The sequence below is a fragment of the Stenotrophomonas sp. yr243 genome, from assembly GCF_900184195.1.
Classification (GTDB): Bacteria; Pseudomonadota; Gammaproteobacteria; order Xanthomonadales; family Xanthomonadaceae; genus Stenotrophomonas; species Stenotrophomonas lactitubi.
In genome coordinates this window covers 182,726-209,449 of sequence record NZ_FXWT01000002.1, presented here as the reverse complement: position 1 = coordinate 209,449, position 26,724 = coordinate 182,726, and the positions used below count along the sequence as shown (strand labels likewise).

Genomic DNA, 26,724 nt, shown 5'->3' with positions numbered 1-26,724 from the left:
CAGGGCAGCACATGAAACTGGATCTTGAAGGACGTACCGCGCTGGTCACCGGCGCAGGCAGCGGCATCGGCGCAGGTGTCGCGCGGGTGCTGGCAACACTGGGTGTGCGCGTGGCGATCACCGCGCGGCGGCAGGCGCCGTTGCAATCGGTGGCGGCCGCGATCGAGGCGGCAGGTGGGCCAGCACCGGTCGTGCTGCTGGGTGATCTGACCGACGCCGACGATGTTCAGCGCATCGCCAGCGCGTCGCTGGGGGCGCTGCAGCGCGTGGATATCCTGGTCAATGCGGCCGGTGGTGCACGGCTGGCCGGGGTGGCTGCAGCAGATGAGGTGTGGGACGAGGCGATGGCGCTGAACTTCTCGGCAGCACGACGGTTGACGCAGGCGTTGCTGCCGTCGATGCGGGCCAATGGCTGGGGGCGTGTCATCAACCTCAGTGGGTCGATGGAGCCGCGCGCGGTGAATGCCGCGAGCCCGGCGAAGGCGGCGCTGCATCTGTGGAGCAAGGGGCTGTCCTGCGACGTGGCGGGCGAGGGCATCACCGTCAACGCGATTGCACCGGGGCGCATCAACAGCGCGCAGATCCTGGATCGGCTGCATCCCACCGAAGAGAGCCGACGTGAGTTCATCGCCCGCAACATCCCGATGGGGCGTTTCGGCGAACCGGAGGAGGTGGCGCACCTGGTCGCGTTCCTGGCTTCCCCGTTGGCGGGGTACATCACCGGCGCGGTGATTCCGGTGGATGGAGGAATGCACTACTTCGCCCACTAGCGCTGCGGAACGGTAGAGCCGAGCATGGGCTCGGCTCTACAACAACAAAAAAGGGCGACCCGAGGGCCGCCCTTTTGTTTACGGTCGAGCTCGCCGGCTCAGCGCGGCGAGGCCACCGCGCGATTACCCGAGGCGCCCTTGCCCTTGCGCTTGTCCTGCTGTGCCGGGGCGGCGCCCTCGGCCATCAGGTTGTCGCTGCCGAAGTCGGTGTCCACGTCCAGCCAACGCTGCGACGGCAGGCCGAGGGCGGCGTCGAGCACGGTCGGCAGCAGGCCGCTGGGCAGGCCGCTTTCACCGTTCCACATGATGGCGATGCCGAGGTCGCGCTCGGGCACCAATGCCACCAGGCCGCGGTAACCCTGCACGGCGCCGGCATGGAACACGACATCGTGACCGGCGTAGTCGAAGGTGCGCCAACCCAGCGCGTAGCCGGCCGAGTGCAGGCGTTCGCGGCGCCAGCCCGAGCGCATCTCGCCCGGCGTGTTGATCAGGCTGGAGTGCAGGGTGGCCAGCAGCGGCGCCGGCAGCACGTCCGGGCGGTGGCCGGTATGGGCCAGCAGCCACTGCGCCATGTCACTGGCGCTGGCGTTGACGCCGGCAGCCGGGGCCACGCGGTAATAGGTGGGCTTCGGCGTCAGCGATACCCAGCCGTTGCGGCTGCGCACGTGCGGGCGTGCCCAGCGCGAGCTGGCCTGGATGCCGGCGAGGCCGAGGCTGGCATCGTTCATGCCCAGCGGCTTGAAGATGCGGCGTTCGACCGACTGCTCGTAGAAGCTGCCGGAGGCGGCATACACGACGTCGCCGATCAGGCTGAAGGCCACGTTCTGGTAGGCGTAGCAGTCGCCCGGCAGGCACTTCAGGCCGGTGTTGGCCAGCTTCTGGGTCAGCGCGTAGTACTCGGCGTTGCCTTCGATGTCGCGGTCGTAGGCGTTGTACGGCAGGCCGACGCGATGGCTGAGTACATCGGCCACGGTCAGGCGGTCGGTGGCCTCCGGCGAGTTCAGGCGGAAGCCCGGCACATAGTCGGTGACCTTGCTGTCCCAGCGCAGGGTGCCATCGTTGACCAGCAGGCCGGCCATGGTGCCGGCGAAGGCCTTGGACAGCGACGCCAGGCGGAACACGGTGTGGGCGTCGACCGGCAACGGGTTGTTGACGTCGGTGACGCCGTAGCCGCGCGCGCTGAGCACACGGCCGCCCTGCACGATGGCCACCGCCATGCCCGGCACGCGCTCGCCATAGGTGAGCTGCTGCGCCATCGATTCGATGTTGGCGACGTTGAAGCCGGCGGCCGGCAACTGCACCTGCGGCACCAGGCCGGTGCGGTAGGCCGCCGGCTGGGTGTGGGCAATGGCGCCACCGGCAGCGGTCTCGATGTTGGTCGGCATCGGCGGCAGGGCCGGCGGGGTCTGCGCGGTGGTGGACAAGGCAAGGGGCATCAACATGCCCAGCAAACCGGTGGCCGCCGAACGGATCGGACGACGCAGGCTGTTCTTTTTCATCGGTTGGAACCCGTGCGCGACTGCTGGGGATGATTCTAGCGCCGCTTTTCGCCTGTGCACAAACAAAGCGAAGATGAATGCGCATCTCGTTGAAAAAGTTGGATTTTTGACGCCGCAAAAGCGGGTATCAGAAGGTGTCATGCGGGCGATGCCGTGACACTTCGTTGCAGCCATCGGTGCAGCCCGCGCTGGCGATGTTGCAGTGCATTGGATAACGTACGCGCTTCACTGCCCCCGGAGCCTGCCATGCCGCTGTCCAACCGCCGTTCGCTGGCGAGGGGAGCCGCGTGAGCGCGGCCGGGACAGGCGGTCCGCTGAAGAAGCTGGTCGCAGCGCTGCGCGAGTCGCCGGCGCTCTGGTGGTCGTTCCTGTACTTCTTCTGCCTGCTCAGCGGTTACTACGTGCTGCGCCCGGTACGCGAGGCGATGGCCGCCTCGGCCGACCTGGAGGCGGTGTTCCCGCCGGTGCTGATCGCCTGGTTCGCCAGCCACGGCATCGCGCTGAAGGACTTCGTCCTGCAGTTCCTGTTCTCCTGCGTGTTCGTGATCATGCTGGTGCTGCAGCCGGTCTATGGCTGGCTGGTCAGCCGCTTCCCGCGGCGGGTATTCCTGCCGGCGGTGTACGGCTTCTTCATCGCCACCCTGCTGGGCTTCTATGCGCTGTTCGACAGCCAAGTGCCGGGGCGGGGCATGGCCTTCTTCCTATGGGTGATGGTGTTCAACCTGTTCGCAGTGGCCGTGTTCTGGAGCTTCATGGCCGACGTGTTCTCCAATGCGCAGGCGCGGGCCTACTACGGATATATCGGTGCGGCCGGCACGGTCGGCGCCTTCCTCGGCCCGCTCATCACCAGTGCGCTGGCGCAGCGCGTGGGCATCGCCAACCTGATGCTGGTGTCGGCCGGTTTCCTGGTCATCTGCCTGTTCTGCATCTGGCGCCTGCGGCACTGGGCGGTACTGCGCGAACGCGAGCAGCAGCTGGTGTCGGGTGAAATGCCGATGGGTGGAAGCGTGCTCGATGGTCTGAAGCTGATCGTGCGCGAGCCCCTGCTGCGCTGGCTGGCAGTCCTGGTGATGTTCGGTGTGGGCGTGGGCACCCTGTTGTACAACCAGCAGGCCAGTATCGTACGTGCGGCCTTCAGCGATCCGGCCGCCAGCACTGCGTTCTTCTCGCGCATCGACCTCGCGGTGAACGCATTGACGCTGCTGCTGCAGCTGAGCCTGACCCGCTGGCTACTGTCGCGCCATGGCATCGCCCCGGCCCTGCTGATTCCCGCCTTCGCCATCCTGCTCGGCTTCTCTGTGCTTGCTGCGTCGCCACTGCCGATGATGGTGGCGGTGGTGCAGGTGCTGACCCGGGCCAGCGAGTTCTCGCTGTTCAAGCCAGCGCGCGAATCCATCTACACCCGCGTGGACCGCCAGTGGCGCTACAAGGCCGGCGCAGCCATCGACACGGTGGTCTACCGCGGTGCCGACCTGAGCTTCACCTGGCTGCACAAGGCGCTGTCGCTGTTCGGCTCGCACGTGGTGTTCATCGGTGGCGTCGCCGTAGCCGGGTTGATGACGCTGGCAGCGTTCGGCGTGCTGCGCGAAGAGAAGAAGCTGCCGCGCGACCGTTGAGTGATCCAGGGTCAGATCCCTTTTCATTGGAAAAGGGCTCTGACCCCAACTTTGCAAAGGAGAGAATCGATGTCGTTGCTCGCGCTGCTGCTGACCGTGCTGGTTGCCGTGCTGCACCTGTATTTCCTGGTGCTGGAGATGTTCCTGTGGACCCGCCCGCTGGGCCTGAAGACGTTCCGCAATACGCCGGAGAAGGCGGAGACCACGCGCGTGCTGGCGGCCAACCAGGGCCTGTACAACGGCTTCCTGGCGGCAGGCATCGTGGTGGGGCTGGTGTTGGCGCAGCCGGTGCTGGTGACGTTCTCGCTGGCGTGCGTGGTGGTGGCGGGGTGCTATGGCGCGTACAGCGTGAGCCGGCGCATTTTCATGATCCAGGCGGTGCCGGCGATCCTGGCGTTGATCCTTCGCGCGGTGGCGTAGTTTCCGGCCAACGGCGCAGCCCCTCGTGGGTTGGTCGCTGGGAGCAGGTCATGTGTTTGGGCCGGGCGGGTTGGGTTCGCGGGGGACGCCGCAAGTACGTCCGTGTAGGCTTGGCCGCGGCATCCATGCCGCGGACACCCCCGCGAACCCAACCCGCCCGACCCCTGACAGTTTCCGTGCGCGGCCAGCCCACGGAGAAGAAAAAGAAGATCAAGAGCAACAGCGGGTCGCTGCGCTCGTGGGTTCTGCGCGCATGGAAAAAGCGGCCACCGGGCCGCTTTTGCTTTTGCTTTTGCTTTTGCTCTTCTTTTTTCTCTTGCTTGGGTGGACGCCGCAGAGAACTGTCAGGGGCTGGGGGCGGTGGGTTCGCGGGGGTGTCCGCGGCATGGATGCCGCGGCCAAGCCCCCAGGGATGGGTTCACGGCGTCCCCCGCGAACCCACCGCCCCCAGCCAAACCAGCGCTTTCCGCGACCAACCCACGAGGGGCTGCGCCGTTCGCGGGAACATCACTTCGCCGGCGACACCCACATGTCGATGACCGCACTGAACACTTCCGTGCCCGCGCGGTCGCGCACGCTCACCGTCACCGGCAACGCGTAGCCTTCCGCCGCCACCACGATCGGCTGCGCCGGCAACGCCACCGCGTGCAGCGTGCCGCGCGCCTTGGCCAGGTACTGCACCTGCATGCCCTTCGGAATCCAGCGCATGCCCTTGGGCAGTGACGCATCCACCATCAGCCCGGCGGTCAGCTCGGCCAGGTTGCACATCGCGATCGCGTGCACCGTGCCGATGTGGTTGCGCACCTTGCGGCGGTCGGCCAGCGTGCCCTCGCAGCGGCCGTTCTCGAGGAGCGTGATGCGCGGGGCGATGCTGGCGAAGTAGGGTGCCTTGAAGCACACCGCGCGCGAGAACAACCAGTTACCGGCAGGCCAGCGCTGCAGGCGGTGGTAAAGCGTAAGCAGTGGAGCAGACATCGGGTGTCTCCCTAAAGAAACGGCGGACCGAAGTCCGCCGTTGTCGTTTACACGGTGGCTGCGATCACGCGGCCTGCGACTGCGCGCCCTTCTGTTCGCGCTTGTAGTAGCCCGCCGAGCGCAGCTCTTCCGGATCGAAGTCGTCCACGGTGATGGTTTCCAGGGTGAGCGTGCGCAGCTCCTCGAGCAGGGTGCGTTCGTCCTGGGTGATCACGCCTTCGGCCACGGCCTCGTCCAACTGGGTGACGAAATCCAGCGCTTCGATGCCCTTGGTCTTGAGCGCCTTGATGAACTTGCGCTCCACCGGCTCGGCCATGATCGCCTTGCTCAGGTAGCTGTTGATGCGGCCACCCGGGTTGTTCTCGCACGGGGTCAGGAACACGCCGCTGGCGAGGCGGTCGCGGGCTTCGTTCGGTGCCATCAGCAGCGCAGCCACGCGACGGCTCAGGCGGTCGCCCGGGGCCTCGGCACGACGGCCCAGCGGGAAGATCAGTGCCCACATCAGCCAGCCGATCGGACGGATCGGGAAGTTGCGCAGCGCAGCCGACAGCGATTCCTCGATCTTGTGCACGCTGTCATGGAAGGCCCAGGCCAGCAGCGGCTGGTCGGCCTGCGGCGCGCCTTCGTCGTGGTAGCGCTTGAGCATGGCGCTGGTCATGTAGACATGGCTCAGCACGTCGCCCAGGCGACCGGACAGCGATTCCTTGAACTTCAGCTTGCCGCCGAGCGTCATCATCGAGATGTCGGCCATCAGCGCCAGGTTGGCCGAGTAGCGGTCCAGCTTGCGGAAGTAGCGGCGGGTGTAGGCATCGCCCGGGGCGGCACCGAAGCGCGCGCCGGTCAGGCCGAACCAGAACGAACGCACGGCATTGGAGATTCCGTAGCGGATGTGGCCGAACAGGCTGCGATCGAAGTCCTGCAGGCCGGCACGGGTGTCCGGATCCTGCGCGGCCTTCATTTCCTTCAGCACCCACGGGTGGCAGAGGATCGCACCCTGGCCGAAGATCAGCAGGCTGCGGGTCATGATGTTGGCCCCTTCCACGGTGATCGCGATCGGTGCGGCCTGCCAGCTGCGGCCGGCGAAGTTGCGCGGCCCCAGGATGATGCCCTTGCCGCCGATCACGTCCATCACGTCCGAGATCACTTCACGGCTCATGTTGGTGCAGTGGTACTTGGCGATCGCCGACGGCACCGACGGCACGTCACCGCGGTCCACAGCGGCAGCGGTGGCCTGCGACAGCGCGCTGATCTTGTACGCCTTGCCACCGATGCGGGCCAGCGCTTCTTCCACGCCTTCGAAGCGGCCGACCGACAGGCCGAACTGCTTGCGGATACGTGCGTAGGCACCGGTCACCACCGCGCCGGCCTTGGCACCGCCGCTGGCGGTGGAGGGCAGGGTGATCGAGCGGCCGACGGCCAGGCACTCGTTGAGCATGTTCCAGCCCTTGCCGGCCTTCTCGGCGCCGCCGATCAGCTGGGTCAGCGGGATGAAGACATCCTTGCCACGGATCGGGCCGTTCTGGAAGGTCGAGTTGAGCGGAAAATGGCGACGGCCGATTTCCACACCGGCGGTGTCACGCGGCAACAGGGCCAAGGTGATGCCGATATCGCGGGTGGTGCCGATCAGGCCATCCGGGTCGTACATGCGGAAGGCCAGGCCGATCAGCGTGGCCACCGGGGCCAGCGTGATGTAGCGCTTGTCGAAGGTGAGCTTGACGCCAAGGACCTGCTCGCCGTTCCACTCGCCCTTGCAGACGATGCCGTAATCGGGGATCGAGGTGGCGTCCGAGCCGGCGAACGGACCGGTCAGGCCGAAGCAGGGCACTTCGCGGCCATCGGCCAGGCGCGGCAGGTACTGGTCTTTCTGTTCCTGGGTGCCGTAATGGTTGAGCAGCTCACCCGGGCCCAACGAGTTCGGTACGCCAACGGTGGAGCTGACCACGCTCGACACTGATGCCAGCTTCTGGATCACCTTGTGGTGGGCCAGTGCGCTGAAGCCCAGGCCGCCGTATTCCTTCGGAATGATCATGCCGAAGAACTTGTTCTTCTTGATGAAGCTCCACAGTTCCGGCGGCAGGTCGGCATGGACGTGGGTGATCTCCCAGTCGTTGACCATCTTGCACAGCTCTTCGACCGGGCCATCGAGGAAGGCCTGTTCTTCAGCCGTCAGCTGCGGCTTGGGGTAGTTCAGCAGGATGTTCCAGTCCGGGTCACCGGTGAACAGTTCGCCTTCGAAGCCGACCGATCCGGTTTCCAGGGCGATGCGCTCGGTCTGTGACAGCGGCGGCAGCACCTTGCGGAACACCTTCATCATCGGGCCAGTCAGCAGCGGCTTGCGGATGAACGGCAGCAGCAGCGGCACGACGATCACGGCCAGTACGGCGGCAGCGACGATCGTGGCGGTCTGGTTGACGTAGGGAATGAACCAGCAGGCGACCAGCAGGGCCACGCTGATCAGCGTCCAGGTCAGCAGGCGCATGCGGTGGTAGGCAACGAACGCGCCTGCCAGCAGCAGGGCGAGGAAGGGAATGACGAGGCTCATGAGCGTGCTCCGGTGACGTGCTCGTTTATGGCGGACGAAGCTGCAGCATCCGCTGCGGGCAACACGTCCAGATAGTCCAACACAGTAGCGGTAAAGGCGTCGTTGTCATCACCGGCGACCATGTGCGTGGCCTGCGGCAACTGTACGTGGCGCGCGTGCGGCGCCAATGCCAGGAATTCGGCCACCGTCTGCGGGGTGACCAGGTCGCTGCGGCCACCGCTGACCAGCAGCAGGGGGCACTTCACCTGGCGCGCGGCCTCGGCCAGTGCATCCTGGTGCTGCTCGCTGTCGCGGGCCAGTTCGGCCACCAGGCGCGGGTCCCAATGCCAGCGCCAGCGGCCGTGGCCATCTTCGCGCAGCAGGGCGCGCAGTGAATCCTCGGATTTGCGCGGGCGGTGCGGCACATAGGCCGAAATCACATCGGCAGCCTGCGACAGCGAGGCGAATCCTTCCGGGTGCGCGGTCATGAAGGCAAGGATGCGTTCGACGCCAGCGGTGTCCCAGCGCGGGGTGATGTCCACCAGCACCATGGCCGAGAACAGCCCGGGCCAGCGCGATTCGGCCAACAGGCCGAACAGGCCCCCCATCGAGGCCGCCACCAGTACCGGCGGTCGCGGCTGCTCGCCGGCCAGCACGATCAGGTCATCGGCGAACTGCTCGCCGTGATACGCCAGATCGGCCGCATTCCAGTCGGAATCGCCATGACCGCGGGCGTCGTAGGCCAGAGTCTGCAGGCCAGCGGCCGAAAGTGCTTTGGCCGTGGTCGTCCAGGCATGGCGGGTCTGGCCAAAGCCATGTGCGAACAGCACGCGTCCGCGACGGCCGGAGGTGCTGGCAGTTGCAGCCAGCGAGGCGCCGTGGGCAGCCTCCAGGCGCAGGTCATGGAATGCAGCGGGAGTAGGGGACATAACCATACTCGCTAGTATGGATTGCTTCTGCAGGAAGTCAATACTGCACGGTATGGTGCGCTGCAGGAATCCCTTCTGGCCAGGCTGCCGACGGTTTCGGCCGCAACCGCGTACTGCAACGAACCCCGGCGTATGGTTAAATCAGCAAATGAATCAACCTGACGCTTCCGCCGGCGAACCGCGTGCCGGCCGCAACAGCCGCCTGAGTGCCGAAGACTGGGCCCAGGCGGCCCTCGATCTGATTGCCGAGCAAGGTGTCAGCGCCGTCGCGGTGGAACCGCTGGCGCGCCGCCTTGGCGTGACCAAAGGCAGTTTCTACTGGCATTTCCCCTCGCGTGATGCGCTGCTGCAGGCCGCGCTGGAACGCTGGGAACTGTTCGAGCAGGAACAGGTGTTCGGCAGCCTGGAAGACGTGCCGGACCCGCGCGTGCGCCTGCGCCAGCTGTTCCAGATGGTGGCGCACGAAGTGCAGCCGCACATCATCTACAGCGAGTTGCTGAAGGCGCTGGACCATCCGATGGTGCGGCCGGTGATCGACCGCGTGTCGCAGCGGCGGCTCGATTACCTGATCGCCTCGTTCCGCCAGGCGGGCCTGAGCTCGACCGATGCCCGCCATCGCGCACGGCTGGCCTATGCGGCGTATGTGGGCTTCCTGCAATTGTCGTTGCAGCTGCAGCAGCCCAAGCAGGCGCGCGAGGATTTCGAAGCGTATGTCGAACATCTGATCGACACGCTGATTCCGAACGGCTGAGGCCTGCTTTCTCCGCTGCATGCAGAAAGGCCGCGGGCAGTACCGCGGCCTTTTTCGTTGGCGATGACACGGTATCGAACACGCAAAAAACAACGGCCCCTTTCGGGGCCGTTGCTGCTTCAGCTGATCAATGGATCGATCAGAACTTCTGCTTGTACTGCATGTACATGTAGCGGCCGATATCGTAACCGCCGTAGTAGGCGTACTGCGAGTTCGGGGTCGAGTACATCTGCGGACCGTAGTGGTCGAACACGTTGCGTGCACCCACCGCGATGGTCGCATTCCACGGCGCGGTCCAGGAGACCTGCACGTCGTGGAAGGTGGTGGCGCCACGCTTGTTCATCGGGAAGTCGTGCAGCGAATCCGGCGAACCGAAGTCCGGGATCGAGCACTCGGTGGTGGTGCCGAAGAAGCAACGTTCCTTCACGCTGGAGTAGTAACGGGTACCCCAGGTGACACCCCAGTCACCGTACTCCCAACCCACGGTCAGGTTCGAGCGCAGGCGGAAGTTGGACTGGTCCTTGGACGCGAAGCCGTTGTAGATCTGCACCGGCGAATCGTCGTTGGTGGTCTTCAGAACGTTCTTGGTGACGTAGGTGTTCTGCAGGTTGAGGTTGAAGGAGCCCCATGCTGCAGTTTCGAAGCGATAGGCGACGTCGAAGTCGTAGCCCTCGGTTTCGATGTAACCCGCGTTGCGACCACCATAGCTCAGCTTGTTGACATAACCACGGCCGGCATCACGGCTGAAGGTGCTGCAACGCGAGGCAATGCCCAGCACATAGCAGTCGTTCAGCTGATCATCCGGAGCATCGTCGACGATCGTGTTCTCGATCTTGATGCTCCACCAGTCCAGGCTCAGGTTCAGGCCGGTAGCGAAGGTCGGGCTCCAGACCAGGCCGACGGTCTTGGAGGTGGAGGTTTCCGGGGTCAGGTTCGGATTCGAGCCGGAGACGAACGGAACCGGACTCTGCTCGCCCGGGCCATCGGCAGGCTGGTAACCCTGACGCAGCTGGCGGAAGGTCGCAGCATTGGCGATGTCAGCGGCGCAGCGGGCAGCGGTCGCCGCGTTGGAGGCGGCCGAGCCGAACTTGGTGTCGCACGGATCGGTGAAGCCTTCGAAGGACTGCGAAGAGCCGCCGTACAGGTCAGCGATGGTCGGAGCGCGGAAGCCCTCTGCCCAGGTGGCACGCACCAGCAGCTGGTCGATCGGCTTCCACTTCAGGCCGAACTTGCTGTTGGTGGTGTTGCCGAAGGTGCTGTACTTCGAGTAACGGGTAGCCGCACTCAGGCTCAGTTCCTTGGCGCCCGGCAGGTCGGCGAGCACGGGCACGTTCAGTTCGAGGTAGACCTCGTTGACGTCGTACTTGCCCTTGGTCGGACCGGCGGCCAGGTCGGTGGAGTAACCCGACTGCGAGAGCGCATCCGGATTGAAGTTGCCCTTCTGTTCGCGGTACTCATAACCCAGTGCGATACCCAGGTCGCCGGCCGGCAGGGTGAACAGGCTACCCGCGATGTTCGCGTAGTAGGACGTCATCGTCGTTTCGCCGGTGTTATGCGTGGTCGGGAACAGGAACTGCTGCAGTTCCGGGTTGCCGGTCAAGCCACCGTCGCCAGCGCGACCGTAGGGGATCGTCGGATTCCACGGCACGCAACCGCCCGGGCCAGCGCCGTAGGCCGGGTTCGTACCGGCTGCAAGGCCAGCAGCGGTGCCGCACTCGACACGACCGGTGTTCGGATTGAGGAACGACGCGCCCGTTGCGGCGTTGGCGGCCAGCACGTTGTAGTTGCCGGTCTGGCTCTGGTTGTTTTCCGAGCTCTGGTACAGATAGCCGGCTTCCCAGTCGAAGAATTTCTCCTTGAACTGGAAGGAGCCCTGCAGCGCGCCGCTGAAGCGGAACGTGGTCAGCTTGTTATTGGACAGGCGCGGCACTTCCCAGCCGCGACGGACGTAGGCCATGTCCTTGCCGAAGGGGTTGAAGTAGCTGTCCTTCGACCAGGTAGCGCCCAAGCCGGTGTAGGCCTCGGACTGGAACGGATAACCCGCGACCTGTGCCTCGGATTCGCGGCGCGTGTACAGCAGGTCGGAAACGAAACGGACGTTGTCGGTCAGGTCGTACTGCACGTTGGCGAAAACGCTGCGACGCTTGGTCGGCGTGATCAGGTGCATCTGCTCGTTGGAGTTGCTGACGTCACCGGTGATCGGCGTCGTATCGGTTTCGTGGTAGTCGTTGATGTTGCGCGAGTTGCCGCCACGATTCAGGGTCAGACTCGGCGCGTCCTCGTCTTCCAGATCGTAGACCATGCCCCACTGGCTGACCGTGGTCCAGTTCGAGGGAGCATCCGGATGGCGCGAGGTCTTGCTGTACTTGCTGAACCAGCGATCGCGTGCCCAGACTTCCTTCTCTTCCGCGTACTCGGCACCAATGGTGATCGAGCCACGCTCACCGGTGAAGCCGGCGACGAAGTCGTAACTGGTCTTCTGGCCATCGCCTTCGCCGTACTGGCCGACGTAGGCATTGGCTTCCATACCTTCAAAATTCTTGCGGGTGATGATGTTGATCACGCCCGCCATCGCATCCGAACCGTAGATGGACGAGGCGCCGTCCTTCAACACGTCAATACGTTCAACGATCGCCGACGGAATCTGCGAGACGTCCTGCAGGCCATTGACGCTGGCGCCGAGACGCTTGCCATCGACCAGCACCAGGGTGCGCTGTGCACCAAGGTTGCGCAGGTCAATGTAGAAGCCACCAACGGCTTCACCGGAGGACAGGGGCTGGGAGCGGCTGATCGAGGGATTGCCTGCTGCTGCGATGTTCTGCAGTACATCGGCGACCGTCTTGAAGCCACTCTTTTCGATCGTGGCGCGACTGATGCTCAGCACGGGCTGTGCAGTTTCGGTATCGACCTGACGGATGCGCGAACCGGTGACCTCGATGCGATCGAGGTTGGTGGCTTCCTGGGCTTGGGCAGTCGCCGTGGCCGCACCGGCGATCAGCGCGACGACGACAGCGTCACGCAGCTTGTTGGACTGGAAATTCATTTGCTCTCTCTCTCCAAGAAATCTTGGCTGGGGTAGTGCCTGCGCGGCGGAGCCTAAAATGAGGGCTCCAAAATCGCGAGGCTGAATCGATAGTAACGGCCCTCTGCCAAAAATTAAAGCTGTGTTAATTCACGCTGTGGTTACAGATGAATGCGCTTTGATTTGTTTTATTTCAATGAGTTATCTCATTGCGCATAGGTATGTGACGACGGTTGTCGGCCAGCGAAACAGAAAAAAGTTTCAATTGATGCATGTCGCGATGTACCTGTTTGTAACAATCGAGTGCTTTTCGCACTTGACAGTGGCAGCCAGAAACAAATCGGGCGCCCCAGGGCGCCCGATGTTGAACACAGCTTGTTCGCAGTCGATGAGCGACTACAGATCCTGCTCGTAGCGCACGTACGGGACGGTGCCGTCATCGTTGCTTTCGTTGCGCGGCGAGAACGGGTTCTTGCCGCGGCTGATGACGTTTTCCGCGCCGACGGTGAGCTGACCGGACCACGGGGTACGCCAGGTCAGGCCGATGCCCAGACCTTCCCATTTGCCGGGCTTGCCCGGAACGTCAACCACGCGGCCGATGATGCTGCCGCTGAAATTGCCGTAGCCCGCGCCAAGGCTCAGGCTCTTGCTGTCCCAGCGGTCAACGATGGCCGGTGAGGCGTCAGCCAGTGGTACCAGGCGTGCCTTGGCATACGTGCCGGCGATGGAGACAAAGCCTTCGCGACCGATGTTCTTCTGTGCGAACACGGTCAGGTCATTCTGTTCGGCGCGCAGCGACGGGGTCTTGCTGGGTGTCGCCAGCCAGGCGGGCAGGGTCTCGCGGCCGGTGCCGGCAGTGATTCCCAGGCGGCCGGTGCCACGGTTGAGCGCGGCGGTGCCGGTCAGGCGCCGGTTGGAACCGATGGCGTCATCGTCGTCGCCCAGGCTGGCCAGCATGCAATGGCTGGCCAGGCCGCTGATGCTGGAGCCGCTGCTGCTGTTGCACAGCAGGCCCAGCGAGTCGCCCGAGGACAGACCGAACGCAGCATCGAGTGAATTGCGGCCGAAATGCCAGCGTGCACCGACGGCCTGTTCACCGGTCGGCTCCAGGTACAGCAGGGCCTCGACCTTGCCACTGCCCTTGTTCCAGACCGGAATCACGGTGCGGGTGTCCTTGCTCTGCGCATGCACGCCCGTGATCGCGCCAAGGGCGATCAGCAGGGCCAGCGGTAGACGCAGGAAGGTACGCATCGGACCAGTTCAGACAGGGACGGACAGTGAAAGTTCCCGCTGGGGCGGGAACTCGATCCTAGGGTGTTTATGAATTCTTAACAAGCCTTGCTCCTCCCCAGATACAAGACTCGTTCGTTTTTCACTGAAGACGTTCAGGTGCCGGTACAGCCCCCTGGGCACCGTGGAACAGTATGCCGAACTCCGTCAACGGAAAGTGATACTCCTGTCCGCAGAATTCGCACCGTACGTCCACCGCACCAGTGTCTTCGGCAGCGGTACGCGCCTCTTCCTCGCCCAGCGAGACCAGCATCGAGGCAACCCGTTCACGCGAGCAGGAGCAGGCGAAGGACAGCGCCTTGTCACCCACCAGCTCTGCCTTCTCCTCGTGGAACAACCGGTGCAGCAGCTCCTCGGCCGGGGTGGCCAGCAGCTCGGCCTTGCCCAGGGTGTCGAACAGCGCGCTGGCGCGGGCCCAGCCGTCGTCGTCGCCCTCGTCGCCCGGCAGCTTCTGCAGCAGCAGGCCGGCAGCGCCGTCGCGGTCGGCGGCCAGCAGCAGGCGCGTTGGCAACTGCTCGGACTGGCGGAAGTAGTCCTCGAATGCTTCATCCAGTTCCGGCGCGGTCAGTGCGACCAGGCTCTGGTAACGCTGCGGTTCACGCGGATCCAGGCCCGGATTCTCGATGGTGATGGCCAGCAGCGAGTCCTGGCCCAGGTCGGTCAGGTCGCGGGGGGCGTCACCGCCTTCGGCCAGCTGGACGATGCCGCGCAGGGTGCCGGCGGCGGTGCACTCGGCAAACAGCGTGCGCAGCGCGGTATTGCTGCGCAGCTGGATCGACAGGCGGCCGTCCACCTTGGTGTGGCCGGTGAACAGCGCCGAGGCCACGCAGGCGTCGCCAAGCAGTTCGGTGGCACTGTCCGGATACTCGCCGTGGGACTGGATGTCCTGCCAGGTGGCCTGCAGGCGCACGTGCACGCCACGGACACCGGCGTCGGGGAGCAGGAAACGGATAAGGGAATCGGATTGGGCGGTCATCGGCTCACATCGCGCGGAAACGGGGATGGTTGCCGGATAATGCGCCGACAACCAGGCATAAGAAGGATGCACCAGTAATGGGGGCAGGGGGAGAGCAGGACAAGGTAGTGGCCAGCGCCGACACGGTGCCGCGCCGACGCTGGCGCTGGAAGCGGCTGCTGTGGCTGCCGGTACTGTTCGTGGCCTTCAGCTGCCTGCAGGTGCTGGTGCTGCGTTTCATCGATCCGCCGCTGTCCACGGTGATGGTCTGGCGTTTCGGCGAGGCGCTGGGTGAAGGCGACTGGTCCTACCGGCTGCATTACCAGTGGCGGGACCTGGACCAGATGGCGCCGAGCCTGCCCATTTCGCTGGTGGCCGCCGAGGACCAGCGCTTCCCTGACCACAGCGGGTTCGACCTGCAGGCCATTGAAAAGGCGCGCGACCACAACGCGCGGGGCGGGCGCCTGCGTGGGGCCAGCACGATCAGCCAGCAGGTGGCCAAGAACCTGTTCCTGTGGCAGGGCCGCAGCTGGATCCGCAAGGGCCTGGAGGTCTGGTACACGGTGCTGATCGAAGCCTTCTGGCCGAAGCAGCGGATCCTGGAGATGTACGCCAACATCGCCGAGTTCGGCGATGGTGTGTATGGCGCACAGGCGGCGGCGCAGACGTTCTGGGGCAAGGACGCCGCGCGGCTGAGCCCTGCGGAGAGCGCACGTCTGGCAGCAGTGCTGCCGGCGCCGCGCCGCTACAGCGCGGCAAAGCCTGGCCCCTACGTGCAGCGGCGCGCGGCGTGGATCCAGCGACAGGCACGGCAGCTGGGTGGAGCGGGGTATCTGGCGGAGGACTGAGGGGCATGAGCAGTGCTGGTGGTGCCGCTGGTACTCGTGCGGCAAGCAGATGCCTGGAACCCTGGACTGACGGGCTGCACGCCCGTCAACCACGTACAATCGCGCGATGACTCGCGAACGCCTTACTTTCGTCATCGCCGCGCACAACGAGGAACTGGCGCTGCCCCAGCTGCATCCGCGGCTGTGCTCGGTACTGGATGGCCTGGTCGGAATCGATGGGCACATCCTGTACGTGGATGATGGCAGCAGTGACACGACCTGGTCGTTGATCACCTCGCTGGCCCAGACTGACCCGCGGGTATCGGCGCTGAAGCTGTCGCGCAACTTCGGCAAGGAGGCCGCGCTGACCGCCGGCCTGGACCAGGTGCGCGAAGGTGCGGCAATGATCCTCGACGCCGATGGCCAGGACCCGCCGGAACTGGTGTCGCAGTTTGTCGAACGTTGGCGCGAAGGCTACGACAACGTCTACGGCACCCGCCTGGTGCGCGACGGTGAGAGCTGGAGCAAGCGTGCGACCGCGTCGATGTTCTACCGGGTGATAGGGCGCCTTTCGCGCACGCCCATTCCGGCCGATACCGGCGATTTCCGTTTGTTGTCGCCGCGCGCGCTGAGCGCACTGCGCGAGATGCGCGAACGCCACCGGTTCATGAAGGGGCTCTTCAGCTGGGTCGGTTTCCGCCGCATAGCGGTGCCGTATCACCGGCATGCCCGCCTGGCCGGCACCAGCAAGTTCAGCCTGTGGCGGCTGTGGAACTTCGCGCTGGAAGGCATCACCGGTTTCTCGACGGTCCCGCTGCGGGCGGCGACCTACATGGGGCTGGCCACCGCGGGCGTGGCCTTCGTATTTGCCATCTGGGTGATCGCCAAGGCCGCGATATATGGCGACCGGGTGGCCGGCTGGCCGACCATGATGGCGGTGATCCTGTTCCTGGGGGGCGTGCAGTTGATCGCACTGGGGCTGATCGGCGAGTACCTGGGGCGCCTGTACGAGGAATCCAAGCAACGACCGCTGTACCTGGTTGACGCATGGCTGACCCCTTCCGTGGCAGACTCGGGCCTGCAACCCACCCTGGGAGGGCAGGCAGATGACGTCGGTACGGCAACTGTTGGACGGCAAGTCCCCTGAAGTGCATGCGGTCGCGCCTGGCGCGGCGGTGATCGATGCGATCCGGCTGATGGCGCAGAAGGGCATCGGTGCGGTACTGGTGATGGATGGACCACGACTGGTCGGGATCCTGTCCGAGCGTGATTACGCACGCAAGATCGTGCTCCACGATCGCTCGTCCCGCGATACGGCGGTGTCGGAGATCATGACCGCGAAAGTAGTGACAGTGACCCCGGGTGAGCAGGTGGAACACTGCCTGCAACTGGTGACCGATTATCGTATCCGCCATCTGCCGGTGGTCGAGGGCGGGCAGGTACTGGGGGTGATTTCCATCGGTGACCTGGTGAAGTCGGTGATCGATGCGCAGCGGCGCGAGCTGGATCAGCTGCAGCAGTACATCGTGGCGGGGTAAGTTTGTCGCTGGCGGGCCTGCGGCCCGCCGGCCCGCTTTTCGAAGCCGGAGCAACGGCAAGTGCAAAAGCAAAGCGGCGCCTGCCTGATGTGCGGGGAGGCGGAGGGCATGGCCGTGCAGGACACGCCGTAAACCCGTCCATGGGGGCTCGATGGCGCCATCCATGGCGCCAACGGTCCTGCACGCCCATGCCCTCCACCTCAGGACACGTTCCTGCGAGCGCGGTGGGTATTTGATCCCGCTTGATCTGGCTTGGTAGATGCCAACCTCGGTTGGCACTGCTTTTGATTCTGCTCTGTGCTTTTTCTTTTGATCTTGAATTCCTGCTCTCGTTCCGCGCGCGCAGGAAACTGTCCGAAGCCGGAGCAAGGCGGCAGGCAGGACCGTGAGGCGCATGGATGCGCCGACCGAGCCCCCATGGACGGGTTTACGGCGTGTCCTGCCTGTCGCCTTGCTTCGGCTCTCCGCACGGAAAACAAAGGCGCCGAACGCCCGCTCTATTTCGCGTAGTGCCCACCGCAGTCGGCATCCTTGCCCGGGCCCAGCTCGATGGTGGCCAGCAGTACCGCCGGCGGCGCGATGCTGCCCAGCGTCAACGCCACCGCACCACGGATACCCAGCGCCTTGAAGTCCGGACGGAACGACGGGTCCTTGAAGGTGCCGCCGATGCGCAGCGGCGAGCGCAGTACCAGGATGCTCCTGTCCTTCGGTCGTGGCTTCAGCAGCAGGTCCAGTGTTTCATCGCGCAGGCTGACATCGCCCTCGCCGAGGATGATTGTGTCGGTGGTGTCCACTGCCATCGACCGGGTATGCATCAGGCCCTCGCGCACGCCGAAATCGGCGAAGGCGCAGCGCAGCGGAATCTGTTTGTCGCCGGTGAACAGGAATTTCAGCGACTCGGTGATGTCCAGCCCCGCCACTTCCATCAGCAGGTTGCCGACATGGCCGCGGCCCATGCCCAACGCTACGTTGCCGCTGCTGCTGCCGAGCATCGCCGCGATCGAGTTGCCGTTGCCGGTCAGATCAATGTCGCCGCTGATACCCCCCTTGGCCTGCTCGGCCAGCTTGGCATCGGGGAACAACTGGCCCAGCTGCACGCCGCGCACGTTGGCCTTGAGCGAAGTGGCGATCTGCGGGCGTCGTGCGTCCATGCGGATGGTGCTGCGGATGTCGCCGCCGGCAACGCCGAAGTTCAGCGGGTCCAGCCGCAGTACACCATCATCCAGCAGCAGATGCGCATCCATGTCGTCCAGCGGCAGCTTCGGCGCATTGATGCGCTGGGCCTTCCAGCGCACATCCGCATCCATCGCACGCAGCTTGCCCAGGTTGTACGGGGTGGCCGGCAGCACCTTTGCGCTGGCGGCCACGCGCGCAGCCTCGGCCCTCTGTTCTGCATTGGCAGTCTCACCGCCGCCGGTCTTCGGCGGTGCACCGACGAAGCCGGCAAGATCATCGAAATCAAGACGACGCGACACCAGGTTCGCGGTCATCCGTGGGCGTTCCCGGGAGACGTCGAACTGCACATCGCCGCCCAGATCGCTGTCGCCGACTTTGCCGGTGAAGCGCTCGTAGCGCCACACCTGGTGATCACGCTTCAGGCGACCGTCCAGGGCATACGGCGGGGAGGGCGGAATGGCGATGCCCAGCAATGGATAGAGGTCGGCCAGGTCGTTGCCGCTCAGCGCGAACTGCAGGTCGAACACCTGCAGCTGGAACGGGTTGGTCAAGGTGCCGCTGGCAATGGCATGGGTGGCGCCGGCGCGGCCATCGAGGTGGATACGGAAGGGATGGGCGCTGTCGGTCAGTTCAAGCGGCGATTCGGTGCCGCCGCTCAGGATGAAGGGGTTGCCCCGCCAGCGGCCTTTGCCGGCCACCAGCAACGGTGGTGCGGCGTCGGCCCGTTTCGGTTCGCCGCTGCGCACGTTTACCAGGATATCGGTGCGGCCGAGCGCGTCGAGGAACTGCAGGCGGCCATCATCGATACTCAGGCGCTTGAGCTGCGGCGTGGTGCCGCCCTTGCTGTCGCCGAGGAAATTCCAGTTGCCCGGGTCGCCTTTGCGCGGTGCCGTCTCCAGCAGTACGTCAGGGCGGGTCAGGCGGACTTCGGGAAGCTGCACGTTGCCGCGCAGCAGTGGCCACACGCGCACGTCGATCTCGACCCGGTCGGCACTGGCCATGTTCGGCTGTTTGGCCCAGGGCGCATTGGCGAAGGTGAGGGTATCGGCACGCACGGTGGTGGTGCGGCCGAGGTCGACATCCAGGTTGCCGATGTGCAGGGCACGCCCGGTACGGGCCTGCACCGCTCGTTCCACCGGGCCCTTGAACCAGTTCCAGTCCCAGAGGGCGATGAGGACCAGGATCGCCGCGAACAGGAACACCAGCACGGCGAGCCAACGCTGCCCGCGTGGACCGGGGCGACGCAGGCGCCAGCGCGACGCCTTGGGAGCAGCAGGAGCAGAGGCAGCATTCACGCTGTCATGGTTGCCCCGTCGCGGTGGACGGGGCGCGAAGCGTTCATGTGCATGGCGTGCAGAGCGAACGCTTGCTTGCCAGGCAGGGCGTGGCGCTACCGCTGATCGAGGGTCACAGCACCTGTCGGGTCACTGCGACGAAGTGGCAGACGCTGCCGCCGATCACGAACAGGTGCCAGATCGCATGCGAATAGGGGATGGATTCGCGGTGGTAGAAGTAGGTGCCCAGCGTGTAGGACAGGCCGCCGCCGAACAGCCAGGCCAGGGTGCCGCCATCGATCGAGGCCCACATCGGCTTGATCGCCACCACCACCAGCCAGCCCATGGCGATGTAGATCACCGTGGACAGCAGCTTGAAGCGACCGGTGTAGAACAGCTTGAACACCACGCCGCCGAGCGCCAACGCCCAGATCGCGGTGAACATGCCCCAGCCCCAGGGGCCGCGCAGGCCGATCAGGGTGAACGGGGTATAGGTGCCGGCGATCAGCACATAGATCGCGCAATGGTCGAACACCTTCAGGCGGCCCTTGGCCTGCGGGTGCTGGATGGCGTGGTACAGCGTGGAGGCGGTGTACAGCAGCAGCAGGGCGATGCCGAACACGATCGCGCTGGCCAGTTGCCAGCCATCGCCGTAGATCGCGGCCAGGGTGATCAATACCGCGCTGGCGGCCAGGGCAAGCACCGCGCCCAGCCCGTGGGTCAGGGCGCTGGCGATTTCTTCACGGATCGAAACAACGGAAGTCGTGGACATGGCATGGGCATCGTCTGCAGGGAGGGGGACCCGCACCCCCCTATCATCGCCGCGATGGCGGGCGCGTGCACCCCCGCCACCGTATGGTTGCTGCGATCAGTTGCCGGTGACCGTATGCGCGGCTTCACGGGTTGCCGAGAAACGCACATCCGGCGCGCGTTCCTGCGCCAGCTGGAGGTTGACCCGGGTCGGCGCCAGGTAGACCAGGTGGCCGGCGGCGTCGAGGGCCAGGTTCAGCGCATTCTTCTCGCGGAACTCCTCCAGCTTCTTCTCGTTGCTGCAGTGGACCCAGCGCGCCGTGGTCACGCTGACCTGCTCGAAGGTGGCTTCCACGCCATATTCGTCCTTCAGGCGGTAAGCAGCCACATCGAACTGCAGTACGCCCACCGCACCCAGGATCAGGTCGTTGCTGGTCAACGGACGGAAGAACTGGGTCGCACCTTCCTCGGACAACTGTGCCAGGCCCTTCTGCAGCTGCTTGAGCTTGAGCGGATCGCGCAGGCGGGCGCGACGGAACAGTTCCGGGGCGAAGTTGGGGATGCCGGTGAAGGTGATCGCTTCGCCTTCGGTGAAGGTGTCACCGATGGAAATGGTGCCGTGGTTGTGGATACCGATCACATCGCCCGGCCACGCCTCGGCGGCGATTTCACGGTCGCTGGCCATGAAGGTCAGCGCATTGGCCAGCTTCATGTCCTTGCCGGTGCGCACGTGCAGGGTTTTCATGCCGGCAGTGAACCGGCCCGAGCAGACGCGCATGAACGCCACGCGGTCACGGTGCTGCGGATCCATGTTGGCCTGGATCTTGAACACGAAGCCGGTCAGCTTCGGCTCCTGCGGGGCGACTTCGCGGCCGGTGGTGGAGCGCGCCTGCGGCGACGGCGCGTGCTCGACGAAGAAGTCCAGCAGCGGCTGCACGCCGAAGTTGTTCACGCCCGAACCGAAGAACACCGGGGTCTGCTTGCCGGCCCGATAGGCCTGCAGGTCGAACGGGTGGCTGGCGCCCTGCACCAGTTCCAGTTCGTCGCGCAGATCGGCCAGCATGCGCTCGCCGATCTTCTCGGCCAACCCGGGCGAATCGATCGACGGGAAGATGGTCGAATCCTGACGGGTGAAGTTGCGACCCTGTTCGTACAGGTGCACTTCGCCGGTGATCAGGTGGACCACGCCCTTCAGGCGCTGGCCCATGCCGATCGGCCAGGTGACCGGTGCACACTGGATGCCGAGCACGCTTTCAACCTCATCCAGCAGGTCGATCGGCTCCTTGCCCTCGCGATCGAGCTTGTTGATGAAGGTCATGATCGGGGTGTCGCGCAGGCGGCACACTTCCATCAGCTTGATGGTGCGCTCTTCCACGCCCTTGGCCACGTCGATCACCATCAGCGCCGAGTCCACCGCGGTCAGCACGCGGTAGGTATCCTCGCCGAAGTCGGCGTGGCCCGGGGTGTCGAGCAGGTTGATGATCTTGCCTTCGTACGGGAACTGCATCACCGAGGAGGTGACGGAGATGCCGCGCTCCTTTTCCAGTGCCATCCAGTCCGAGGTGGCGTGGCGGGCAGCCTTGCGGCCCTTCACCGAGCCGGCCATCTGGATCGCGCCGCCGAACAGCAGCAGCTTTTCGGTCAGCGTGGTCTTGCCGGCGTCAGGGTGGGAAATGATGGCGAACGTGCGGCGACGCGACGCTTCGGTGGCGACTTCGGACATGGCAGTGGCGCCCGCACGGGGCGCTTTTCAAAGAGATAAGCGCCCGATTATACCGGCCTGCCGGCGTCGGCGGGTCAGCGCCCGGCGCTGGCGTCGCCGCGGCCCTCGCGGGCGAAGTGCAATTCGCCCTGTGGGGCGAGGATGCGCACCGGCACCGAACGCAGGCCCATGCCCCGGTTGAGCTGCACCACGAAATGCAGGTGCGGGGCGGTGCTGTAGCCACTGTTGCCGGACAGGCCGATAGGCTGGCCAGCCTGCACGGCCTGGCCGGGACGGACCCGCATGCCGCCGGCCTGCAGGTGGGCGTACATCGCCATGCTGCCATCGCTGTGCAGGATGCGAATGAAGTTGGCGCGTCCGGCATCGCGTTCACGATCCAGGCCATTGCCGTGGAAACCGTCCTGTACCTGCATCACCGTGCCCTCGCGGGCGGCCAGGACCTGCGTTGCTTCGGGCAGGGCAAAGTCGATGGCGTCGCGGTTCTCCTCGTCATCGTGGCTGAACCGACCCTGCGGGGCCTGGTCCACACGCAGCTGTACAGCCTCGAAGGGCAGGCGATAGGCGACGTCTTCGGCGCGAGCGGCCGGATTGCCCGGCACCGACTGCAGGCGAAGGTCCACTGCCTTGCCGCTGGAAGGGGAGGGAAGGTGGCCCACCGCCAGACTGCCGGTGGCCTGCACCAGTGATTGCAGCGGCAGGCCCTCCACCTGCGTGCCGGGAGCGGCGCGCAGCTCGATCTGCACCGGGCCGGACAGCGGGTTGTCGATCCGTGCCTGCCACTGGTCGCCGATCTGCTGCAGCCGCAGGCGGGCCATCGGCGCCGCTTGCGGCGCGGCGTCGGACGTGGGCGCGGCTGGCGTCTGCGGTACCAGTCCCCAGCCCTGGCGCCAGTCGGCGGCGTTCGCGGAGGCGCTCGCCAACAGGGGCAGCAGCAGGCAGGACAGGGGCAAGCGGCGCATCGATGGCTCCAGCGACATGGACCGCCGGGACTCTACGCAAGCTGTCGGGATGGGGGAAGGGTGGGGGCCTCTGCACTAATTCATCTCTTTATCCGCATGAAGGGATTGACATGCCCGGAAAGGACTGGCATCGTGGCTCCACCATCGAGACCGGCAGAGGGACAGGCCCTTTGAAGCCGGGGCAGCCCGCAGACGCGAAAGCGCCTGCGTAGGTGCCAAATCCTGCGGGGACCGTGGCGTCCACCGAAAGATGGTTCGAACCTGCACACAACGTGCATTTCGAACGCGAGCCCCGCGAAGGCTCGATGGCCGATTTCCCTACCGGAACCCGCCATGAGCTTCGCCACCAGCACCGTGCTTCGCCCCGAACCCTTTGTCCCCGTCAGCGTGCCGGTCGATGACCGCGTGCACGCCGAGCGCGGCGAGTTCGCCGCCGTGCTGTCGATGCGTCATGCCGGTCCTTGCCCGGTGCGCCTGCGCTATGAATGGGTCGGTCCGGTCAACGCACCGGTGGTGGTGCTGGCCGGTGGCATTTCCGCGCACCGCCATGTGGCCTCCAATGCGCAGTTCACCGAGAAGGGCTGGGCCGAAGGCCTGGTCGGCAGCGGCCGCGCACTGGATCCGCAACAACTGCGTGTGCTCGCGTTCGATTTCATCGGCGCCGACGGCGCGCTGGATGTGCCGATCGATACCGCTGACCAGGCCGATGCGTTGGCATTGCTGCTGGACCACCTCGGCATCCGCGCGCTGAAGGCGTTCGTCGGCTACTCGTATGGTGCACTGGTCGGCCAGCAGTTGGCGATCCGGCACCGTGCCCGGGTCCGCCAGCTGGTGCTGGTCAGCGGCGCACATCGCCCGCATCCGTATGCCGCCGCCTGGCGTGCGCTGCAGCGCCGTGCCGTGGCGCTGGGCCAGCTGCAGTGTGGCGAAGACCACGGCCTGGCGCTGGCACGCCAGTTCGCGATGCTCAGCTATCGCACGCCGGAAGAATTCGGCGAGCGCTTCGACGCGGCACCGGAAGTGGTCAATGGCCGCGTTCGTGTCGCCGCCGAAGATTACCTCGACGCCGCTGGCGCGCAGTATGTGGCGCGCACGCCGGTCAATGCCTACCTGCGCCTGTCCGAGTCGATCGACCTGCACCGCGTGGACCCGAGCGCGATCCTGCCGCCGACCGTGGTGGTTGCCGTTGAAGGCGACCGCCTGGTACCGCTTGCCGACCTGGTCGGCCTGGTCGAGGGACTGGGCCCGCGCGGCAGCCTGCGCGTGCTGCGCTCGCCCTACGGTCACGACGCCTTCCTGAAAGAAACCGATCGCATCGACGCGATCCTCGCCACCGCCTTCCGCACTTCTGGAGAGTCCGCATGAGCCTGCACGCCGCTGAACCGTCCTGTTGTCGCACCACCGCCGCCGTCCGCGCCGGCATCGATCGGGACACCGCCCATGGCGCGGTCACGCCGCCGATCGTGCTGTCGTCGAACTTCAGCTTTGAAGGCTTCGGCAACAAGCGCCAGTACGACTACACCCGCAGTGGCAATCCCACGCGCGACCTGCTGGGCGAAGCGCTGGCCGAACTGGAAGGCGGCGCCGGCGGCGTGGTGACTGCCACCGGCATGGGCGCGATCAACCTGGTGCTGAACGCGTTGCTGCAGCCCGGCGATACCCTGGTGGTGCCCCATGATGCGTACGGTGGTAGCTGGCGCCTGTTCAACGCGTTGGCGAAGAAGGGCCATTTCGAACTGGTCACCGCCGACCTGACCGACCCGCGCGCGCTGGCCCACGCGCTGGCCACGCAGCCGAAGCTGGTACTGGTGGAAACGCCGTCCAACCCGCTGCTGCGCATCACCGACCTGCGCTTCGTCATCGACGCGGCGCACAAGGCCGGTGCGCTGGTGGTGGTCGACAACACGTTCCTGTCGCCGGCATTGCAGCAGCCCCTGTCGTTCGGTGCGGACCTGGTGCTGCACTCCACCACCAAGTACATCAACGGCCACAGCGACGTGGTCGGCGGTGCGGTGATTGCCCGCGATCCCGCCGTGCACGAACAGCTGGTGTGGTGGGGCAATGCACTGGGTCTTACCGGTTCACCGTTCGATGCGTTCCTGACCCTGCGCGGCCTGCGCACGCTGGATGCACGCCTGCGCGCGCACCAGGAGAATACTGCCGCGATCGTGGCACTGCTTGATGCGCATCCGGCGGTGGCCAAGGTCTACTATCCGGGCCTGGCCGATCATCCCGGCCACGCTGTTGCCGCCCGGCAGCAGAGTGGCTTTGGCGCGATGCTGTCCTTCGAACTGGCCAGCTGTTCCGGCGATGATCCGCATGCCGCTGTGCGTGCGTTTGTCGATGGCCTGCGTTACTTCACGCTGGCCGAGTCGCTGGGTGGAGTGGAGAGCCTGATCGCGCACCCGGCAACCATGACCCACGCGGCGATGACGGCCGAAGCACGCACTGCTGCGGGCATCAGCGAAGGCCTGCTGCGGTTGTCGGTTGGCATCGAAGGCGAGCGCGATCTGCTGGCGGATCTGGGCGCTGCACTGGCGCGCGCCGGGGCGGTGATCGATGCGGTGGCGCGTGGCAAACAGGTGGCAGACGCATGAGCGCTTTGCCTGTCGAGATTCCGCTGCTGGGGACCGGCCGCTTGGCGCTGCTCGGAACCGGCACCGTCGGTTCGGCCTTCGTACAGCGCTACCAGGCGCTGCAGGCGCGTGGGCTGGAACTGCCCAGCGTGCAGTGGCTGGCCAATTCGCGCACGGCGCTGGCGATCGACCGTGATCTGGCGTTGCCGCTGGAACTGGCACGGCGTGCGCCGCGCGATGGGCAGAGTTCGCCGCCGTGGGCCAGCGCCGAAGGGCTGGAGCGTGGTGACGTAGTGGTCGATGCCACCGCCAGCGAAGACGTGGCGGCGCGCCATGTGCAGTGGTTGGCGCGCGGCGTGCACGTGGTGACCGCCAACAAGCTCGGCCGTGGCGCGCACCTGTCGCGCGCGCAGGCCATCGCCGAGCGTTGCGCCGACAGCGGTGCACGCTACGGCGACAGTGCCACTGTCGGCGCGGGTCTGCCGTTGCTCAGCAGCCTGCGTGCGCTGGTTGCCGGTGGTGACCACATCCATGCCATTGAGGGCGTGCTTTCCGGCTCGCTGGCGTGGCTGTTCAATCGGTATGACGGCCAGTCGCCGTTCTCGGCGGCGGTGCGTGAAGCGCTGGCGGCTGGTTACACCGAGCCGGATCCGCGACTGGATCTGTCCGGCGAGGATGTGCGCCGCAAGTTGTTGATCCTCGCGCGCAGCAGCGGTTTGGCGCTGGACGCTTCGCAGGTGCAGGTCGATTCACTGGTGCCGGATACGCTCGCGGCGTTGCCGCTGGATGATGCAGTGAACGCGCTGGAGCAGCTGGATGCACCGCTGCAGGTGCGTTGGCAGCAGGCGCGCGCGAACGGTCGGGTGCTGCGTTTTGTCGGACGTGTGGATGGTGAGGGTGCGCAGGTAGGCCTGCGCGAACTGGCTGCCGACCACCCGCTGGCACAGGGTGCGGGCACCGACAACCGCGTGGCCATCCACAGCGATCGCTACCGCGCGCAGCCGCTGTTGATCCAGGGGCCGGGCGCGGGTGCGGAAGTCACCGCAGCAGCGCTGCTGGATGACGTGCTGCGGATCGTGGGTTGACCCCAGCCGCCGCTGCGCTCGCCGGGCATGGCCCGGCGCTACCCGCACCGATCCTGGTAGCGCCGGGG

The 26,724-nt window shown here is 65.8% G+C and carries 21 protein-coding genes and 1 riboswitch; of the genes, 10 read left to right on the top strand and 11 right to left on the bottom strand.

The genetic code is table 11. From position 1 onward, the window contains the following. Positions 1-11 precede the first annotated feature (11 nt). Positions 12-770: an SDR family oxidoreductase gene (locus QOL57_RS07745; RefSeq protein ID WP_089238060.1), complete on the top strand. Its 759-nt coding sequence runs from the start codon at positions 12-14 to the stop codon at positions 768-770. Between the two features lie 98 nt (positions 771-868). Here QOL57_RS07745 and QOL57_RS07740 read toward each other — a convergent pair whose 3' ends face one another. Continuing rightward, positions 869-2,269 carry a serine hydrolase domain-containing protein gene (locus QOL57_RS07740; RefSeq protein ID WP_089236505.1) on the bottom strand — a complete coding sequence of 467 codons (1,401 nt, stop codon included), beginning with the start codon at positions 2,267-2,269 and terminating at the stop codon, positions 869-871. 287 nt (positions 2,270-2,556) lie between these two features. Between QOL57_RS07740 and QOL57_RS07735 the strand changes: the two genes are divergently transcribed. Together QOL57_RS07735 and QOL57_RS07730 are read left to right on the top strand one after the other, a co-directional pair. Further along, positions 2,557-3,885 (top strand): MFS transporter, encoded by a 1,329-nt coding sequence (locus QOL57_RS07735; RefSeq protein ID WP_089236504.1) that lies wholly within the window; start codon positions 2,557-2,559, stop codon positions 3,883-3,885. Between the two features lie 69 nt (positions 3,886-3,954). Continuing rightward, complete coding sequence (locus QOL57_RS07730) at positions 3,955-4,305, top strand: DUF1304 domain-containing protein (protein ID WP_089236503.1); 351 nt, start codon at positions 3,955-3,957, stop codon at positions 4,303-4,305. A 507-nt stretch (positions 4,306-4,812) separates the two neighbouring features. Here QOL57_RS07730 and QOL57_RS07725 read toward each other — a convergent pair. The 3 genes from QOL57_RS07725 to QOL57_RS07715 all read right to left on the bottom strand — a co-directional run bounded on the left by QOL57_RS07725 (position 4,813) and on the right by QOL57_RS07715 (position 8,736). Then, positions 4,813-5,280 (bottom strand): hotdog fold domain-containing protein, encoded by a 468-nt coding sequence (locus QOL57_RS07725; RefSeq protein WP_089236502.1) that lies wholly within the window; start codon positions 5,278-5,280, stop codon positions 4,813-4,815. Positions 5,281-5,344: 64 nt separating this feature from the next. Further along, positions 5,345-7,822 (bottom strand): acyl-CoA dehydrogenase, encoded by a 2,478-nt coding sequence (locus QOL57_RS07720; RefSeq protein ID WP_089236501.1) that lies wholly within the window; start codon positions 7,820-7,822, stop codon positions 5,345-5,347. Continuing rightward, a complete protein-coding gene (locus QOL57_RS07715; protein WP_033831779.1) occupies positions 7,819-8,736 on the bottom strand; it encodes an alpha/beta hydrolase in 918 nt (305 codons plus the stop codon). The genes QOL57_RS07720 and QOL57_RS07715 overlap by 4 nt, the downstream gene beginning before the upstream one ends. Before the next feature lie 142 nt (positions 8,737-8,878). Between QOL57_RS07715 and QOL57_RS07710 the strand changes: the two genes are divergently transcribed. After that, entirely contained in the window at positions 8,879-9,481 is a 603-nt protein-coding gene (locus tag QOL57_RS07710) for a TetR/AcrR family transcriptional regulator (RefSeq protein ID WP_025877807.1), read from the top strand. A gap of 139 nt (positions 9,482-9,620) precedes the next feature. Here the strand turns inward: QOL57_RS07710 and QOL57_RS07705 are convergent, their stop codons facing one another. The 3 genes from QOL57_RS07705 to QOL57_RS07695 all read right to left on the bottom strand — a co-directional run bounded on the left by QOL57_RS07705 (position 9,621) and on the right by QOL57_RS07695 (position 14,769). After that, the gene (locus QOL57_RS07705) at positions 9,621-12,524 is read right to left on the bottom strand and encodes a TonB-dependent receptor (protein WP_089236500.1); all 2,904 of its coding nucleotides are present in this window, start codon (positions 12,522-12,524) and stop codon (positions 9,621-9,623) included. A 375-nt stretch (positions 12,525-12,899) separates the two neighbouring features. After that, positions 12,900-13,754 carry a hypothetical protein gene (locus QOL57_RS07700; protein ID WP_032952038.1) on the bottom strand — a complete coding sequence of 285 codons (855 nt, stop codon included), beginning with the start codon at positions 13,752-13,754 and terminating at the stop codon, positions 12,900-12,902. 121 nt (positions 13,755-13,875) lie between these two features. Further along, positions 13,876-14,769, bottom strand: a complete 894-nt coding sequence (locus QOL57_RS07695) for an Hsp33 family molecular chaperone HslO (protein WP_089236499.1) — start codon at positions 14,767-14,769, stop codon at positions 13,876-13,878. 77 nt (positions 14,770-14,846) lie between these two features. On the opposite strand from QOL57_RS07695, the gene mtgA reads away from it, so the two are divergent. The 3 genes from mtgA (at position 14,847) to QOL57_RS07680 (ending at position 17,113) form a co-directional block, all read left to right on the top strand. After that, on the top strand, positions 14,847-15,596 hold the full coding sequence (mtgA, locus tag QOL57_RS07690; protein ID WP_089236498.1) for a monofunctional biosynthetic peptidoglycan transglycosylase: 750 nt from the start codon (positions 14,847-14,849) through the stop codon (positions 15,594-15,596). Between the two features lie 106 nt (positions 15,597-15,702). Then, positions 15,703-16,722, top strand: coding sequence for a glycosyltransferase family 2 protein (locus QOL57_RS07685; protein ID WP_089236497.1), 1,020 nt, complete (start codon positions 15,703-15,705; stop codon positions 16,720-16,722). Beyond that, positions 16,682-17,113 (top strand): CBS domain-containing protein, encoded by a 432-nt coding sequence (locus QOL57_RS07680; RefSeq protein WP_089236496.1) that lies wholly within the window; start codon positions 16,682-16,684, stop codon positions 17,111-17,113. The genes QOL57_RS07685 and QOL57_RS07680 overlap by 41 nt, the downstream gene beginning before the upstream one ends. Before the next feature lie 497 nt (positions 17,114-17,610). Here the strand turns inward: QOL57_RS07680 and QOL57_RS07675 are convergent, their stop codons facing one another. The 4 genes from QOL57_RS07675 to QOL57_RS07660 all read right to left on the bottom strand — a co-directional run bounded on the left by QOL57_RS07675 (position 17,611) and on the right by QOL57_RS07660 (position 22,995). After that, positions 17,611-19,584, bottom strand: a complete 1,974-nt coding sequence (locus QOL57_RS07675; RefSeq protein WP_089236495.1) for an AsmA family protein — start codon at positions 19,582-19,584, stop codon at positions 17,611-17,613. 112 nt (positions 19,585-19,696) lie between these two features. Next, positions 19,697-20,335, bottom strand: a complete 639-nt coding sequence (locus QOL57_RS07670) for a hemolysin III family protein (RefSeq protein WP_089236494.1) — start codon at positions 20,333-20,335, stop codon at positions 19,697-19,699. A 96-nt stretch (positions 20,336-20,431) separates the two neighbouring features. After that, the gene (locus tag QOL57_RS07665; RefSeq protein ID WP_089236493.1) at positions 20,432-22,036 is read right to left on the bottom strand and encodes a peptide chain release factor 3; all 1,605 of its coding nucleotides are present in this window, start codon (positions 22,034-22,036) and stop codon (positions 20,432-20,434) included. Between the two features lie 74 nt (positions 22,037-22,110). Continuing rightward, entirely contained in the window at positions 22,111-22,995 is an 885-nt protein-coding gene (locus QOL57_RS07660) for a M23 family metallopeptidase (RefSeq protein ID WP_089236492.1), read from the bottom strand. Positions 22,996-23,133: 138 nt separating this feature from the next. Continuing rightward, positions 23,134-23,252, top strand: a riboswitch (SAM riboswitch). Positions 23,253-23,328: 76 nt separating this feature from the next. On the opposite strand from QOL57_RS07660, the gene QOL57_RS07655 reads away from it, so the two are divergent. From QOL57_RS07655 to QOL57_RS07645, 3 genes are read left to right on the top strand one after another with little or no spacing between them, the layout of a single operon-like run. Beyond that, entirely contained in the window at positions 23,329-24,360 is a 1,032-nt protein-coding gene (locus QOL57_RS07655; RefSeq protein ID WP_089236491.1) for a homoserine O-succinyltransferase, read from the top strand. Further along, positions 24,357-25,592 (top strand): O-succinylhomoserine (thiol)-lyase, encoded by a 1,236-nt coding sequence (locus QOL57_RS07650; protein ID WP_089236490.1) that lies wholly within the window; start codon positions 24,357-24,359, stop codon positions 25,590-25,592. The genes QOL57_RS07655 and QOL57_RS07650 overlap by 4 nt, the downstream gene beginning before the upstream one ends. After that, positions 25,589-26,656, top strand: coding sequence for a homoserine dehydrogenase (locus QOL57_RS07645; RefSeq protein WP_089236489.1), 1,068 nt, complete (start codon positions 25,589-25,591; stop codon positions 26,654-26,656). Before QOL57_RS07650 ends, QOL57_RS07645 begins: the two co-directional genes overlap by 4 nt. Positions 26,657-26,724 lie beyond the last annotated feature (68 nt).